The sequence below is a fragment of the Paenibacillus sp. FSL R5-0623 genome (genome assembly GCF_037974265.1).
Lineage (GTDB): Bacteria > Bacillota > Bacilli > Paenibacillales > Paenibacillaceae > Paenibacillus.
Map to the genome: position 1 here is coordinate 6,029,228 of NZ_CP150233.1, position 16,697 is coordinate 6,045,924.

Sequence of the window (16,697 nt, forward strand, 5' to 3'; positions counted from 1 at the left end):
CGATGGCTGTCATGTTTAAACTTAGCTTGTCGTATCTGAGCAGGAACAAAATACAAAATGCGCTGATTGCGCTGCTCCTGCTACTCTCGACACTTCTTGTATCTACAGCTATTGTCATTCTGGCGAACACAGGCAATCAGTTTTATGAAATGCATACCCGAACCCATGGATCTCATCAGATCCTGACGTTTGAAAAAGGGCTCAATGATCCTGACGCTGTGCACAACTGGTGGGCTTCTCAGGATGGAGCTCAGGTGTCCCCTTTGCTAACGTATCGTACATTGTCAGGCATCATTTTGAATGAAACTCACATCCCTAACATCTACCTGTACATGTTTAATACGCCTCCACCGCCCTGGGGTGTGGATGAACTAATTTTCTCAAGTGGGACGCCCGACACAGTTCCCGAACAAGGCTCCGTCTGGATTCCAACGTCCATGGCAAATACCTATCATATTTCGGTAGGTGATACCATTGGCTTCAAAACCGGCTCAAGCACACTCGAATTGAATGTATCGGGTATTGTGATCGATGTACCATACGGGGCACCCTTCTCCAATACAGCACGGGTCTGGATGAATCCTACCGATTATCAACATGATCTCGCTACACTTACTGGCAACGAGAATCGTATGATGGGCATCCATTTTAACGATTACAGCATGAATTCGGTGTATTGGGAACGATACAATCGTGAGACAGGTATTCCGTTTCTGGAATCCAAAATGGAGTTCGAGGCGATTGCCTCTTTCTATCTGATCATCAATCAGGTTATTGGATTCATCATGATATTCATGGGTGTTGTCATGCTCTCCATCGCTTTGATGACCATCGGGTTTACGATTGCAGATGCCATCCTGGCCAATTACAGAACGATAGGAATCCTCAAATCACTAGGTCTGACTTCCCGAAAAACGATAGGCACCTATGTTATTCAATATGCAATGTTATCCATCGTAGCCATTATCCCAGGACTTGCACTCAGTATATGGATATCCAAATGGATCATCAATATTTCTGTATCCTCTCTTCGAGTGGGGAATCAGAACATTCCAGTCCATGGATTGGATGCGGCCATACTGTCCGGCGTACTACTATTTGCTCTAGTGATTATGTTCACTGTGTTATATGCCAAAAAGGCACGCAGCATACAGCCCGTGCAAGCTATTCGTTATGGTATGTCGGAGATAGATCACGGCCGGATGGCTGGCAAAATGAATTCGCCATTGGCCCACTGGATCGGCTTCACACGACTGCCTGTGACCGCCGTGCTTGGATTCGGACATGTGTTCAAAAACACCAAAAGCTCTGTTCTAACACTCCTGCTAACCACCATGGCTTCCTCCGTACTTGTTCTGGGTTATGTTCTGCTGACCAGTATAACCGGAATTGAACAGACCGCAGCTAAATGGGGGTATGACAATGCCAATATCGCAGCAGTGGTCGTGAACAAAAGTAACGTTCCAAAGACTGAATTAAAACAAACGTTAGAAGAGGATTCAAGGATTAGCAATGCAGGCTGGCAAGGGAACACAACGGGTGTAATTAGCCCGGAGTCTTCGGCAACAGTCAAGGGCCAATCCATCAGTATCAACTTGAATGTACTGGACGGGAGTTATCAAGAACTTGGATTCGAAACGTTAAAAGGGGTTAACCCACAACATGCGAATGAAATTGCCCTTGGTGTAAGTGTATCCAACACATCAAATAAAGATCTCGGTGATTTTATCGATATCTATATTGAAGGAGAAAAGCGTACATTCCTCATTACAGGAATCTATCAGGCGATCGCCAACATGTCTGTTTCAGGCAGAATCACCATTGATGCCATGAGAAGTGTAAACCCCCGTTATAGTGAATTTGATGTTATCTTTATCAATGTGAACGATATGGCACAAGCGGATAAGGTTGCCTCGGAATTAAATGAGCAATTTAAAGATTTCGCTTCGGTAGTTACTCAGAAGACATTGCTTGATTCCGTTTACGCGGAAGCTGCTAACATCCTGATCTATCCGATGAGCCTGATTGGATTGTTGTTTATCACTGTGACGTTTATCATTATTTTCAGTACCTGTAGAATCAATATTCGTAAAGAAAGCAGAACGTACGGGATATACAAATCGCTGGGAATGACATCCCGCCAAATCAGGTTATCGCTCACCATGGGAATGTTCATACTGTCCTCCGTGGGAGCCATACTGGGTATTTTCGTCGGCGTATATCTGCTGCCTCTTCTACTCGAAATGGTCCTTTCCGGTTATGGTATCGTACAACTTCCACTGATCCTGCATTGGGGTGGCATGGTACTGTTCACCTGTCTAACCATCATTGCAGCCAGTCTTGGCTCATGGTTCTCTTCAAGAATTATTCGGGAAGCATCGCCACGTATGCTGGTTATCGAATAATGTAATAAGGATGCCTTAACACAATAAAACAAGCCCTTCCATACCTCTATAGGATGTGGAAGGGCTTGTTATTATGATAAGAACTATTTCCGCCACTTCTTCGCAAGTTCACCAATCTGATGTGGGGTAGTGCGGCAACAACCACCAATAATTTGCGCGCCCGCCGCAACCCACTGCTCAGAAGCATCACTCATACTGCCACATGTACCCTGTCCACTCCACGTCTTCGTTGCCGCATCGTATACTTCTCCCGAGTTCGGATACACAATAACAGGTTTATCGCTGGTACGGCTCAAAATACCCACTGCTTCCGTCACCACTTCCATCGGAGCACAGTTCAGGCCAATCGCCGCAATCTGCGGCTCAGAGCCAAACTTCTGTGCACATACCTCAAGCGGTGTGCCCTCGCTGATGCTTGTCCCGTCTTTTAAAGAAAAAGATAACCAGGCATACGCATGAGGAAACTCCTTCAGTACATCAACCAGCACCTGTGCTTCCTGCAAGGAAGGAATCGTCTCAAAAGCCAAAATATCTGCTCCTGATTCAAGCAACGCTGCCATACGTGGTCGATGGAAAGCAGCCAACGTCACATCCGACACGCCGTAATGTCCTACATACTCTGAACCATCCGCCAGATAGGCGCCGTACGGCCCAACGGACCCAGCAATAATTGGACGTGGACGAGTACAATCTCCTTCGTGATCTACTGTACGATCTGTTATTTGCTCCTCATTCTCCACCGTCTCGGCACGTACCGAAGGAGCTTCTACAAGCTGACCTGTTGAGCTTTCTCTCCCTATTAAACTACTCTGCACTTCTGCCCATACGTCATCTCTCGCCTGAGCAGCCAATTCCACCGTCTTGCGGATCAGCTCCAGTGCTGCCTGTTCACCAATCCCTCTCTTGCGGAAGCCATCCACCGTCGCCTGATAACTGGATGTAATCGCACAGTCGGCTCCTGCTCGAAAATAATCTGCATGGACCTGAACGATAACATCCGGATTCTCGAGCAACACACGAGCCGACCAGAGCGGATCATCCAGATTACATCCATGCTGTTCGAGTTCCGTTGCCAACGCTCCATCCAGAATCATGACTGGATGTTCACGCAGGATCTGTTCTATGGGGTTAGTCTGTTGTACTAGCGTCATGTACTTGTCCTCTTTTCTTATTCACACGTTCTGTCAGATAATAAGCGGCGTAACACACTGCGATAAATGGAAGCCCACAATACAGTGCAATTCGCTGTGTCGGGTCAAAAGCAATACCTATGCATGAAGCCAGACATAATATAAATGAAATAATTGGTACAGCCGGGTACAGCGGTGTGCGGTAGACCAAATCTTTGACCGCATGGCCTTCCCGGATATACTGTCTGCGGAACATGTACTGGGAAGCGCTGATGCTCATCCATACCGCAACGACAGCCAGACCTGAAATGGAAACCAGTGTAATATACACGGTACCTGGCGCAATGATACTGGACAGCAAAGCCAGCGCACCACCAACCATACTGATCAGAAGTGCATTCAATGGCACACCCTGTTTGGTCAATTTGGCAAACCACGGGGAGATCGTTTTTTTATCAGCCAGAGACCAGAGCATCCGCGAAGAAGCATACAGGCCTGAATTGGCAGCAGAGAGAATCGCCGTCAGAATAACAAAGTTCATAATGTCTGCTGCATAGGGTACACCCACCCGCTCCATTACCGCTACAAACGGACTTTCCAGTACACTGGCATCCGACATGGGCAGCAAGGCCGACAAGATAATAATCGTTCCGATGAAGAAAATAACCAAACGCCACAGCGTTGTATGAATAGCTTTGGGTATTGTCTTTTCCGGGTTCTCCGTCTCACCGGCAGCAATGCCGATTAATTCGGTGCCTGAGAAGGCAAAGTTTACAGCAAGCATGGTCATCAATATCGCTGTAGCCCCATGAGGGAACCACCCGGATGCGGTAATGTTCGATAGAAACGGCGCTGGTTCAGCATCCGCCATCGGAATGAACCCAAACATGGCTGCGCCACCGATAATAATGAAAATTACGATAGTCACTACTTTTACAGATGAGAACCAGAACTCGGATTCCGCAAATAATTTCACCGTTAAAGCGTTAAACAGAAAGATCATCAGGGCAAAGAGCGCGCTCCATATCCATACGTTCACCGATGGGAACCAGCGCTGCATCAGCAATCCGGCGGCTGTGAATTCGGAGCCAAGCGCAACAGTCCAGGTTAACCAGTATAACCAAGCCACCGTGTAGCCTGTTGCCGGTCCGATATATTTGGCTGCATAACTATGAAATGCTCCCGTCTCTGGCATATGAACAGACAGTTCACCAAGACAGAGCATCACCAGATATACAACGATGGCTCCGATCAGATAAGACAGAATGGTCCCAAGTGGTCCAGCCTGCTGAATCGTGTAACCCGAGCTTAGGAATAATCCTGTTCCAATCACTCCACCAAGAGAGAGCATGACCACATGCCGTGCCTGCATTTTCCGCTGAAAATGCCCTTTGTCGTTGTTGTTCTCCATACCTGCTGCTCCCTACTTCTTCATCCAGAAAAAACAAAAAAGACCCACTCTGCCTAAAGAGTGCGCCGTTACTGACAAATAAAAACAAACGCTCCTATCTATCAGGCTTTCACCCGCTGGAATTAGCACAGTATCCTTCAGATCTGTTGCTGAGGTTTCTAAGGGCCAGTCCCTCCACCTCTCTGGATAAGAAAATGATTTTTTACTAATATAGCGATCTATCATGAATGTGTCAACATTTAAATCATAAATGAAACACATCGCTATTCGGTGGATGATCCCGGATTGGTAATGCTAATCTTCACATCGTACGTAATTGGCACGGTACTAAAAATGTTATCCCAATCATCTTTGACTTTCTTCCATGTTTTGGGCTCTTTAATACGTAAGCTATCCCGAAAATCCGCAACATCCACTTTGTAGGTATGCTGCAGCTTGTATAACACCTGACGAATCTGTTGTTCCGCCAGTTCAGCAAATTCTTTTTCCAGTTCCCCGCGATAAGCCCCTTTTTCCTCTCTTTCCGGAGCATGCCAATCCTCCATTAACCAGCCTTCGGATTCGGTCTTTACATGGAATGAAATATCATTGCCAACAACCTTGGGAATTACTTTTGTTTTCTTCTTTTTCATTTCATATACAACAGTGAATCCCTCTTTGTTGTAAGTCTTCAAGACGCCTCCTTTTTCCTTAGGCCTGAGCCACGATAAACCTTCCAGATCCGTTTGACTTAGTTCTCCAATAAACTTAGTTGTTTTCCCATCGAATATGCTGCCACCTGAGAACTTGCCCTCTCCATTGGAGTACAGTACATTCTGGAGCAAGAAACTGGAACCAGACTGCATTTGGGCATCTAATTTGGAGAGCAAAACAGGGTCCAGGATTTTGTTGGACAAGTATGAATTACCGGTAATTCCTGTTAGATAAAATGCTGGAATCCGAGAGGGATCATCCGAAGTCAGGACATCCACGGCGCGATGGTGACTTATCAGCACCAGACAATTTGGACGAATATCGTTATCCCGAAGTACAAAATCCAGCAGCTGGTCCAGACCATACTTTTTGGCAATATCCTTGGAGACGACGATGACCTTTAGATGATGTCCGATAAGTGGACGGTCTCGCCTTAGTGCGAACTGACGAAAGATTTGCAGCAAGGAATCTCCAGTAAGCTGTTCATTGGAGTAGGAAGTCTTTCCCGAAGCAGGTGAACCGGATTGTCCGCTCTGTTTAATGTTCGAACCGCCCGTGCCAGGAGCAATCTGCACGGTAGCCGTTATATAATTATTCTTTGGATACTTTCCTCCCTGGGCAGCGATGTCCTTCTCAAATTCTGTTTCTTTCGCGATATCGATCCCGAGACCAACATAGACACTTAGTTCCTCGATCTCCCTACTGCTCCAGCATCCGGATATTACCAGAAGGACAGACAGAGCATAAACTACACGTAAACGCATAAAAAAACGAATCATGCATGTTTGCCTCCTTTTTTGCGAATCAGACTTATTATCAGCAGCAACAGTGGTAAAGTGGCAAACAAAAGTACGGATGAGTTGCCCAACATATCACCCAGTGCAAAGGTTTCGTCTACGGTTTTCGGCATCAATGCTGTTAGATATATTACTGGCAGAAGGGCGTACATAATGACTTTGATTTTCTTTGTACGAAACAAATCCCGAATACCTACCGAAGCACAATAGTGTGTGATCGTGAAACTCGAGAAGATCTGCATAATCCAGATGACCAATAACAAGGATTCGAACCGCTCAAAGATTAAACCTTGAATCTCAAAGCTTCTTACGAGATCCAGCGTGGGCCAAGTACGTGTTTTGATGCCGTCGAGTGACAGACTGCCTACAACCATCACTACAGTAATCAGATAAATCATAGTCGATATGATGATGCCCCAGCTCATGGCTACATTGCTCTTTTTTGGGTTTTTCATATATGCAGTCATGACAAACATGACTTCGTACCCCGTGTAAGCCAGCAGCGAAGGTTTCAAACCTTTGAGGACTGGCATGATACCCTCTCCGAGAACGGGTCTCAGATTGCCGATCTCAAATAACTGATTACTAAGCAAAATTTCAATCACAAATATAATCAGTGTAATCGGCAAAATAATCTCAAATACACGCACAATGACGGCGAGTCCACCAGAGATCAAATATATGCCAATCCACATAAACACCATCACAATGGCCCATGTCGGAGTACGCTCTAGCAAATACATGCCTGTCACTTCAGCCATGACCCTGATTTCGAATGCGGCAATCACCATAAAGTAAATAATCATGGCGAATCCCAATATGTAAGCAATCCAGCTCCCCGTAATCTCACGGGTGAACTGGAACACTGTTTTCTCCGGAAATCTGCGACACAGGGTAACCAGAATAATTCCGACACCCGTGATAATCAGTCCAGACAAAATGATGGAGATCCAGACATCCGGTGTTCCGACAGCTTTACTCGTCGTTCGGGGGAGGGTCAGGATCCCCGCGCCAAGCATGTAATTAACAATAACTACGACGGCCTGCCTTGTGCTAATATTTCCTTCAGAACCGTTCACTTCATCCCACCTCATACCTCGTGATTTGCTTGATTTATTTTTTGCGGTCTTTATCTATTGGATTAGACATCTCGGGACGCTTCCTCATCATATTTAGCGGAGCACGGATAAAGAAATCCTTCCATTCCCCAAAGTGATAAGGAACGGCCGGTGCAACATAAGGTAGGCCAAAGCTCGAGAGTCTCGCCAGATGGGTACATATAAGGAGAAAGAACATAACCACGCCAAACAATCCGAGTACAGCTGCGCTAAACATGGCAGCAAATCGCAGAATTCGCAGTGTGATGCCGGCACTATAGACAGGGATCGTAAAGGAGGATATGGCGGTAACCGCAACAACGATGACCAGGAATTGGCTTATAATTCCTGCCTGTACGGCCGCCTGGCCGATAATCAGACCTCCAACGATACCCAGCGAGGGTGCAATCGGCTTAGGTAAACGAATGCCAGCCTCCCTCAATATCTCGATCGAAACTTCCATGATCAGTACTTCGATGATTGAAGGAAACGGCACTCCCGTCCGCGTTTCAATGATCGTCAATACCAGCTTGGTTGGGATAAGTCCCGGATGGAACGAGATAAAAGAGATATAGAGCGCAGGTGCGAGCAAGGCCAGCATGGCGGACATAAAGCGCAGCATTCGCAGGAATGTTCCAGGAATCCATCGTTCATAATAATCCTCGGGAGATTGGAGCAACATGCTAAACGACACTGGCACAATTAAGACAAATGGCGTCCCATCCAATAAAATAGCCACTCGCCCTTCCAGTAAAGCACCCATCACCCGGTCTGGTCTTTCTGTATTCAACACTTGTTGAAACGGACTGAGCGTATTGTCTTCGATGAGCTGTTCAACATACCCAGATTCCAACATGGAATCCATATCCATCTCTTCAATTCGCTTTTGGACTTCCGCCACGAGATTAGGATCAGCAATATCCTGAATATAGGCAACAGCCAAATCTTTCTTGATCCGTGAACCTACTTCATACTTCTGAATAAAGAGGCTCTGATCACTACCATACCGACGCAAAATGCCTGTATTATCACTTAACTGTTCAGTAAAACCAATTCGGGGGCCACGCAGCAGCCCCTCTGACACCGGTTCATTCACACCACGTGTTTTAATCTTATGAGCTCCAATTAATAGAGCCCCCGGCAATCCATCAACCAACAGTGCATTCTTGCCAAAAAGCACGCCAACTGAGACCTTTTGGAGGGACTGTGTCTCCTCAACCAGACTGACAGGTAATAATTGATCTTGCAGATAGGCCGACAGTAAATGTGCATTATCCGGATGGAGGAACCCCTCCCGCTTAAGCTCTGGAACGCCTTCCATCATTAACGGTGTAATCAGGTGATCATCGATTAAGTCTTGATCTACCAGGCCTTCGGTATAGATGACAGCTGCCCTTGTATTGGTACCTCTAATGGTAAATTCCCGAATGTGCACATCAGCATTTTGACCAAAGCTTTCTCTTACACTGGTCAGATCCGTATTGTACTTGCCGGTCATTTTAATATTGGCATATTGGCCTGTTTCGGTTCCCTGACCCTGACCCGCGGTAGCAGGAGAAATATCTTTCGAGGATATGGAGGGTTTCTCGGAACGAGAGAAGGTTCCACGCTTAATGGCGGCATTGATCCACCGCATGGTTACTGTAATGCCGATCGGTATGATAAGGACCAAGAATGCCTGAATCCATATGGTCCAATCCGGCACGTAGGATACAATTGTTGACCACATGTTCCCACCCCAACATTTCTCTGCATGATGAAGCTGCAGGTATTCCCAAGTATTGTGTCCCCGTTTGATCACAATAATTCCCGTTTTTTTGTGTACTGAACGACAAAAAAAACGGTTCCTGTGTAAGGAACCGCTATTACTATATATTCTTATACGATTCTGGTCACATGCTCCGCTTTGGCATCCAACAAGTGAGCTGATGCAGCAATTGCTGTAAAATCATTCAGAGCGATCTCAATCTGCTTCTGGCTCTGCTCGACATATTCTTCTACTTTTTTGGTACCGCCTGTGATATTACCTATCTCCTTTGTTATTCCGGTAACGCTATCACGAATCTCGTTAATCGAACTCTCCACCATTGCGGATAGTTTCTTAACTTCTTTAGCCACGATATCGAATCCTCGTCCAAATTCTCCTGCATGTGCAGCCTCAATGGCAGCATTCAACGCAAGCAATTGCGTCTGAGACGAAATCTCGCGTATCGTTCGTACCACGCCCTGAATCGATCCGGCCTGTTCCTGCAAATGAGTCAGCGTTGCACGGTTAGTAGCGGACACCTCTGAGATATAGGAGATACTGGACATTAATTCCTGGCTCCGTTCAATGCCTACATCTGCCTGCCCATTTAGTTCATGAGACATCGCTTTTAGCTCATTCACTACGACCGAAATGTTGTTCTGACGGTTGGTAATGTTGGTGGCGATTTTGGAGACACCCAATATCTTCTGATTTGTCTCATCGTACACCGGCATATATGTCGCCTCAAGCCATACGGAATTTCCCTTTGCATCCTTGCGTTCAACCTTGTCCTGGAAGCTGACACCATTAAATATGCTATTCCAAAAAGCATCATAGTCCGGGGTATTTGCAAATTGACCGAAGCATAGTTGCTGATGCTTCATGCCGTACATCTCATCTACCGTATATCCCATCGTCTGGGCAAAGACTTCATTCACGTAGGTTACCCGGCGATCCAGATCAAATCGAATGATAGCAAGACTTTTCTCCATCGCCTTGATGACCATTGCATCGGTGACAACATCTTTCTTTTCCATATCTAATACAGACACTTGATAACCCCCACAGTTCATTCCATAATAGACAGCCTTTAACTAGCAAAAACGATCATAACAACATATGTATCCATCAGGTTCTAGATGACTCTACTATTGATACCCGATTTGCAGCATTTTGGATCACCTGTTGTCGTTTATTTTTCCAAAAGAAAATCTGCTTCACCTCATCCGCTGGCAATGGCTTGCTGTAGTAGTATCCCTGCACTTTATTGCAACCTTGTTCAGTCAAAATATATAGTTGTTTCTGCGTTTCAATGCTTCTGCAATATCCTGGATAAAAGGCTTCCATCATCATACTTTTGGAGCATATTCATCGTCCAGAAAAGAGATGTTATAACTTATATTATCCGTAAAATATCTCTGTATCTACTTGTACGTATCGTAACATAAGGCAAAAAAGGATACACTTCTGCACTTGTAACGTATTTGTAACATAATTTCTGTTTTTTTAGTAACCGTTTAGTGCCTTTATACAAGAAAAACAGAGAAACCGAAAAAAAGAAGAGCGCATGATATTCATGGCTCTTCTTTTTTGATGTTTTTAAGTTAGTTAAAGGTTACATACCGAGTGCTTAACCGGGGGCCTGAACTCATTTTAAAAATCGTGCACAGTGACACACAGCTGAATCGCAATGCCAAATGGGTCCCGTACAATACCGTATCCTGGGCTGAATTCATTTTGTTCATATGGCACCAGTACCTTCACACCCTCATGTTGCATCAGAGAATGATACAGTTGATCGATTGTATCTTTGTCCTTGGATTGAATACATAGTGACGTACTGTTCCCCAGCTGCCATGCTCTCTCCGTGTCCATTGCTTCTTCCGCAATCATGACTTTGTTAACCCCAATCTCCAGCACCGAATGTGTAATATACTCATCTTGACCGGCAGGGTACTCGAAGCCCGGGTTCATCTCCTTCATCTCTTTATAACTTTTCTTGAATATCACCTTGGCGCCCAGAAACTCTTCATAAAAAGCAATGGCCGCCGCCGCATCCCCGTTCATCGACAAAAATGGTATCACTTCAAAATTCATTATATTGCCTCCTTGTTCCTGTTGGATTACACTTATCACTATAACAACGAAAGGTGCCAATCCATGGCACCATTAAGAGGTTTGATATGAAAAAATCAGAACGTATGAACCAGATGCTGCGCTTCATTAATCAAAAACAACAGTTCACCCTGCAAGATCTCATGCAGGAGTTCCAGATCTCCAAACGAACCGCGTTAAGAGATATCGCTTCATTGGAAGAGTTAGGTGCCCCCATCTATGTCGAATATGGACGCTACGGCGGATATCGACTGCTGCAACAGATGCAACTGCCTCCCATTTCGTTTAATACGGGTGAGCTTCATGCCCTTTATTTTGCAATGCAGGCTCTCCGCAGCTTCTCCAGCTTACCCTTTCAAGTCTCTTTCCGTACCATTCATGAGAAATTTATGAGCGCGTTATCCGACAAGCAACGACAGGATATTGAGAACATCCAACACCGGGTTTCCTTCCAACATACGGAGCAGATCCGCGATAGTGCACATTTGGAGTTTCTGTTGATGGCTGCTGTGCAGAATATAGTGATCCAGATTACGTATGTTAATCAGCGTAGATCCTCTGATCAAAGGCCATCTTCTACAAACACCAATATCCGCACCATTCAACCCATCGCGCTCTATGCCAGGAAAGGCTATTGGTACTGCCAAGCCTATGATCTGCATAAACAAGCGTATCGTGTATTCCGCTGCGACCGCATCATTTCAGCCGAAACAACGGAGATTGAACCTCTAACTCATGTAAATGAACGCTATTCACAGGATGCCCAGTCTCTATGGAAACCATCGAAACAAGCAATTCCATTCAAATGCCTGATTGATGAAGCCGGGATGGAGCTATTCCAGCAAGAACATTATCCATCTATGCAGATCATCGAGAAGATGGGACACATGTATCTTGTCGGTTCGTATGAACCTCACGAGCTTGATTTCATAGTGAGATATCTTGCGAGCTATGGTAAATCGATTAAGATTATGGAGCCCGTCATCTTACAGAAAGCATTAAGGCAGTACTATCTGGACTTGTTGGATCATGTATAAAGATCATATCTCTATATCCATTTTACTTTACATGCCTTTTAGCTCTGCTCCTGGCTAACTTTCAAACTTTTTTTATTGCCAATAGCCAATTGAACGATAATCTGCAACACGATGATGATAGCCAAACCATAAAATGCTTGCACGAAGCTGCCTGTTAGATCTCGGAGCCAACCAATCGCCAGCGGCCCAAGTGCTCCAAGAATGTAACCACCAGATTGAGTCATAGCGGACCAGCTACTAGCTTCCTGAGCATTGTTTGTCTCATCAATCGGCAACATGAGTGCAATCGGGAACAGTCCACCTGCACCAATCCCGAGCGGGATCGCCGCGAGCCATGGACTGACAGAGAGATTCAGCATCAGGACACCTGTTAACTCCAACATCGCACATCCAACAAGCCAGAAGACACGCCTTTGGTATCGGTGTACAAGCATGGGAATGAATAACGTTGAGGGCAGTGATATCAATGTAAATAACGTTTGGATGTTGCCAGCAGTCTCTTGGCTATATCCATGGCTTTGAATGGCTGGCGCAAGCCACGCGGTTAATGAATAGAAGATCGCGGCCATCAGTCCGAAGAACAGTGTCAGCACCCATGCACGCCCGTTCTTCACCGGAAGTGGTGCATGAATGAGAGCCGAAGTTTGTCCGGATTGTCTCTCTGTACGCGCAGACCAAGCTAATTTTAACCAGATCGGCAATGCAATGGCTGCGAGTAATGCCCATGTAGCCAAAGAACCTCTCCAAGATCCACCCAATATCTGCTGAAGCGGAACCGATAATCCCACACTAATGCTGGCCCCCATCACCATTGCTGTAGAGTAGATGCCGACCATGGCTGCCACTCGGTTAGGGAAATACTGCTTAATGAAGCTTGACAACAGCGGCCCTGCCAATGCAATCCCTACACCTGATAGAAAAGAAGTAAACATCATCAACGGAGTTGCGCCTACGAACAATCGTAATCCTGTACCTATCCCGATAAGGATTAAAGCCAGCACAATGGCTCCTTCATTCCCCCACCTTCTACTTAGTCTTACAGAGAATGGAGCGAATATGCCCATACATAATACCGGTAGTGTAGTTAACAGACTTGCGGTCATGCCGCTCAAACCCAGATCATTCTGTATGGGACTCATCAGAGGAGAAATGGAAGTAATCGGTGGTCTTAAGTTCAGTGAAGCCAGAATAAGCGCCAATACAATATAAAAAAGTTTCATTATGAATCACCTCATGGGAGTAGTCTCGTTGCCTTCACCAAAGATCCTATTCTTTAATGACAAGATCTTCGAGTGGTGCACAAATTAAGTATAGAATCATTAGAATGATTGAACAATACTATTATTTCTATTAAAATGATTACTAAAACCAATGATTAGAGGTGAACTCATGGAGATTCGTCAAATGGAAAACTTTATTACAGTGTGTGAGGAGCTTCATTTTACACGGGCAGCTGAGAAACTTGGCATATCTCAACCTACGTTGAGTCAACAGATACGTGGATTGGAGGATGAACTTGGTGTTCCTTTGTTTGACCGTGTCGGCAAAAAAATTGTGATGACCCAGGCAGGTACTCTGTTTCTGGAACACTGTGTACAGATGATCCGGCATTTACAGAATACCCAAGATGCGTTGGCTGAATTTCGGAATGATCAGCGGGGACGATTGGTGATTGGTGTTCTTCCATCCGATTTGGATTACCGTATCACTCCGCTGCTCGTAGATTTTCATGCCCGATTCCCCAAAGTGCAATTGAAAGTTATCTCTTCGATCTATGTCGTAAATCAAGTGTTGGAAAATGAAGTCGACATCGGCATCGAGATCACGTCTGCCCCTGATAGAAGGCTTGTGCGCATTCCTTTGTGCAGTGAAGAATATGTACTCGTCGTTTCCGAGAATCATGATTGGGCTGAACGAAGCACAATTGAAATTCAAGAGCTACGTGATATCCAAACGGTGATGTTCCCCGAAGGATTTACGGGCAGAGAATTGGTCGATGGCTATTGCCGTAAATATGGATTCACCCTAAATACCATCATGGAGACCAGTTCGGCAACCTCCATCATTAGCTTGGTCAAAGCCAACGTCGGAGGAACACTGCTGCCTTATCCTCTGATCAAAGCCATGAATGAGCCTACGCTACGTTGCATCCGAATTACAGACGATCCGCCGTACCGGCACTTTGAGATCATCCATCGGTCCGACCGTTACCTAACGCAATCGGCCAAGGCATTTATTGAGAAAACAATCGAGTATTTCAATCAAAGGTGAGATTAAAAGGAGGATTTTGAAATGAAAATAAGAGAAGTTGGTTTGTTGACACATCAGGTCGAGGCCATAAAAGAGTTTTACGGTACACTACTGGAACTGGATCTTGTGGAGGATAATGCAGCAAGTGTTACATTCCGTGCGGGGAACTCGGTCCTATCTTTCAAGAAGGCGCCAGAACAAGAGAAGCCCTACTATCATGTAGCATTTACGATTCCAACGAATACACTTGCTGATGCAAAAAGGTGGGCTCAAGACCGTAACATTCCATTGCTCTCGAAAGATGGACAGGATGAATTTTATTTCCCCTACTGGGATGCAACTGCCTTCTATTTTTATGATCCAAGCGGCAACTTGATGGAATTTATTTCTCACCATTCACTCGATAACGCAGTCGATGAAGCTTTTGAAGCAAAGCATCTGTTATGTATTAGTGAAATCGGTCTGCCCGTCGATGATGTTCCTGAGATGATGAACACATTGAATAAGCATTATCAACTTGAACCATTTGCCGGAGACGGAAAACAATTCTCCCCCACGGGTGATGCAGAAGGCATGTTTATTGTCATTGATAAACAGAAGCCCTGGTTCCCAGATGGACGTATGCCTGGTGTATTTGCCACGGAGGTAAAGGTGGAAACTAGGCAGCCAGGTAGTCTGCGTATACAGGACGATATGTACTCGATTGAATCGATATGATGTAAGAACGTACTGAATGAAAACCTTAAGAGGGACTTCCGGCTTAATACTTACCAAAACCATCCTCACACGTGATATCCGATTTAAGAATTTCGAACAGATTTTGTTTGGAATTCTCTAATTTATTTTGTATTTCTTCAATTTCTGATATTTTCGCTTGGATAATGCTTGCTTGATCATTACTTGAAAACCCATGTTTAGAGATCATAGATTGGATCTCATGGATCGTAAAACCAACAGCTAAACATTGTTTGACCACTTCCAGATGCTGAATAATGCTCTGCGCATATATTCGATAGTTATTATGATCTCTCAGCATATGTTCATCCGGGATAATACCTATTTTCTCGTAGTAACGAATCGTGGATATCGGAAGGTTTACATGGTTCGCTACTTCACTAATCTTCATATGGATTTCCCCCGTTTCTTCTTCTTGCTATAAAGTATACTTCATAGTTTACAATCCTCATAGTGAGACAGATGGAGATATAATTTATACCCTACTCTCACCAATATAGATATGAGGAGAGATTTCAATATGAACACAATTACCGGTCAATTCAACAAAACAAATGATTTTGATAACATCGTCTTGGAGCGCCATTCCGTTAAAGCCTACGACCCTGAAGTGAAGATCAGCCGCGAGGAGATGACCGAAATACTGGCGAAAGCTTCACGTGCCCCTTCGGCCATTAACATGCAACCTTGGCGTTTTCTTGTTATCGACAGTGCTGAAGGCAAAGAGAAGCTTGCACCACTGGCCTCTTTTAACCAGACACAGGCACTAACATCTTCCGCTGTCATTGCCGTGTTTTACGATGCCAACAACGTTGAATACATGGAAGAGATTTTCAGCAAATCAGTGGAACTTGGGTACATGCCCCAAGACATCATGGATATGCAGATGCAGCAGGTAAAACCTTATTATGCGAACATAAACGCATCCGAATTGCGTGACATGAACCTCATTGACTCAGGCCTCATATCCATGCAACTCATGCTCGTTGCCCGTGCCCATGGTTATGATACCAACCCTATGGCCGGTTATGACAAAGGTCAGATCGCAGAAGCGTTCGGCCTGGATAAAGAACGGTTCCAACCCGTGATGTTGATCTCCATAGGTAAAGCAGCTAAAGATGGCTATCCTTCCTATCGTCTCCCGGTTGAAACGATTACAACTTGGGCATAATCAACAGCTACTCTCAAGACTAAAATGACTATGGATGATGCTATAGTAAATACTAAGTCTGAAAAATAGATGAAAATCACTGTGCATCCCATAATACCAGAGTACTCAT

General features: G+C 45.1%; 15 protein-coding genes and 1 riboswitch. Of the genes, 5 read left to right on the plus strand and 10 right to left on the minus strand.

The window, feature by feature from the left end; genetic code table 11:
- The first annotated feature begins 11 nt into the window (after window positions 1-11).
- Window positions 12-2,405: an FtsX-like permease family protein gene (locus tag MKY92_RS26515; RefSeq protein WP_339298211.1), complete on the plus strand. Its 2,394-nt coding sequence runs from the start codon at window positions 12-14 to the stop codon at window positions 2,403-2,405.
- Between the two features lie 83 nt (window positions 2,406-2,488).
- Here MKY92_RS26515 and mmuM read toward each other — a convergent pair whose 3' ends face one another.
- From mmuM to MKY92_RS26555, 8 genes are all read right to left on the minus strand, one after another.
- Entirely contained in the window at window positions 2,489-3,556 is a 1,068-nt protein-coding gene (gene mmuM, locus MKY92_RS26520) for a homocysteine S-methyltransferase (RefSeq protein WP_339298212.1), read from the minus strand.
- Window positions 3,534-4,946, minus strand: a complete 1,413-nt coding sequence (gene mmuP / locus MKY92_RS26525) for an S-methylmethionine permease (protein WP_339298213.1) — start codon at window positions 4,944-4,946, stop codon at window positions 3,534-3,536. The genes mmuM and mmuP overlap by 23 nt, the downstream gene beginning before the upstream one ends.
- Window positions 4,947-5,037: 91 nt before the next feature.
- Window positions 5,038-5,139: riboswitch (SAM riboswitch) on the minus strand.
- A 70-nt stretch (window positions 5,140-5,209) separates the two neighbouring features.
- The gene (locus MKY92_RS26530; protein ID WP_339298214.1) at window positions 5,210-6,418 is read right to left on the minus strand and encodes a Ger(x)C family spore germination protein; all 1,209 of its coding nucleotides are present in this window, start codon (window positions 6,416-6,418) and stop codon (window positions 5,210-5,212) included.
- Window positions 6,415-7,515: a GerAB/ArcD/ProY family transporter gene (locus MKY92_RS26535; protein WP_339298215.1), complete on the minus strand. Its 1,101-nt coding sequence runs from the start codon at window positions 7,513-7,515 to the stop codon at window positions 6,415-6,417. The genes MKY92_RS26530 and MKY92_RS26535 overlap by 4 nt, the downstream gene beginning before the upstream one ends.
- 34 nt (window positions 7,516-7,549) lie before the next feature.
- Entirely contained in the window at window positions 7,550-9,262 is a 1,713-nt protein-coding gene (locus MKY92_RS26540; RefSeq protein ID WP_339298216.1) for a spore germination protein, read from the minus strand.
- A 149-nt stretch (window positions 9,263-9,411) separates the two neighbouring features.
- Complete coding sequence (locus MKY92_RS26545; RefSeq protein WP_221820605.1) at window positions 9,412-10,317, minus strand: PAS domain-containing methyl-accepting chemotaxis protein; 906 nt, start codon at window positions 10,315-10,317, stop codon at window positions 9,412-9,414.
- Window positions 10,318-10,408: 91 nt separating this feature from the next.
- Window positions 10,409-10,633, minus strand: a complete 225-nt coding sequence (locus MKY92_RS26550) for a hypothetical protein (RefSeq protein ID WP_339298217.1) — start codon at window positions 10,631-10,633, stop codon at window positions 10,409-10,411.
- 300 nt (window positions 10,634-10,933) lie between these two features.
- Window positions 10,934-11,377 carry a VOC family protein gene (locus MKY92_RS26555; RefSeq protein ID WP_076253518.1) on the minus strand — a complete coding sequence of 148 codons (444 nt, stop codon included), beginning with the start codon at window positions 11,375-11,377 and terminating at the stop codon, window positions 10,934-10,936.
- An 86-nt stretch (window positions 11,378-11,463) separates the two neighbouring features.
- Here MKY92_RS26555 and MKY92_RS26560 point away from each other — a divergent pair, with 86 nt between their 5' ends.
- Window positions 11,464-12,432, plus strand: a complete 969-nt coding sequence (locus MKY92_RS26560; protein ID WP_339298218.1) for a YafY family protein — start codon at window positions 11,464-11,466, stop codon at window positions 12,430-12,432.
- Window positions 12,433-12,470: 38 nt separating this feature from the next.
- On the opposite strand, the gene MKY92_RS26565 is transcribed toward MKY92_RS26560, so the two are convergent.
- Window positions 12,471-13,652 (minus strand): MFS transporter, encoded by a 1,182-nt coding sequence (locus tag MKY92_RS26565; protein WP_339298219.1) that lies wholly within the window; start codon window positions 13,650-13,652, stop codon window positions 12,471-12,473.
- Window positions 13,653-13,821: 169 nt separating this feature from the next.
- Between MKY92_RS26565 and MKY92_RS26570 the strand changes: the two genes are divergently transcribed.
- Window positions 13,822-14,703: a LysR family transcriptional regulator gene (locus MKY92_RS26570; protein WP_083684888.1), complete on the plus strand. Its 882-nt coding sequence runs from the start codon at window positions 13,822-13,824 to the stop codon at window positions 14,701-14,703.
- 21 nt (window positions 14,704-14,724) lie between these two features.
- Window positions 14,725-15,399: a VOC family protein gene (locus MKY92_RS26575; RefSeq protein WP_339298220.1), complete on the plus strand. Its 675-nt coding sequence runs from the start codon at window positions 14,725-14,727 to the stop codon at window positions 15,397-15,399.
- Window positions 15,400-15,442: 43 nt separating this feature from the next.
- Here the strand turns inward: MKY92_RS26575 and MKY92_RS26580 are convergent, their stop codons facing one another.
- Window positions 15,443-15,808 carry a MerR family transcriptional regulator gene (locus tag MKY92_RS26580; RefSeq protein WP_339298221.1) on the minus strand — a complete coding sequence of 122 codons (366 nt, stop codon included), beginning with the start codon at window positions 15,806-15,808 and terminating at the stop codon, window positions 15,443-15,445.
- A 129-nt stretch (window positions 15,809-15,937) separates the two neighbouring features.
- Between MKY92_RS26580 and MKY92_RS26585 the strand changes: the two genes are divergently transcribed.
- On the plus strand, window positions 15,938-16,588 hold the full coding sequence (locus MKY92_RS26585) for a nitroreductase family protein (RefSeq protein WP_339298222.1): 651 nt from the start codon (window positions 15,938-15,940) through the stop codon (window positions 16,586-16,588).
- The last annotated feature ends 109 nt before the right edge of the window (window positions 16,589-16,697 follow it).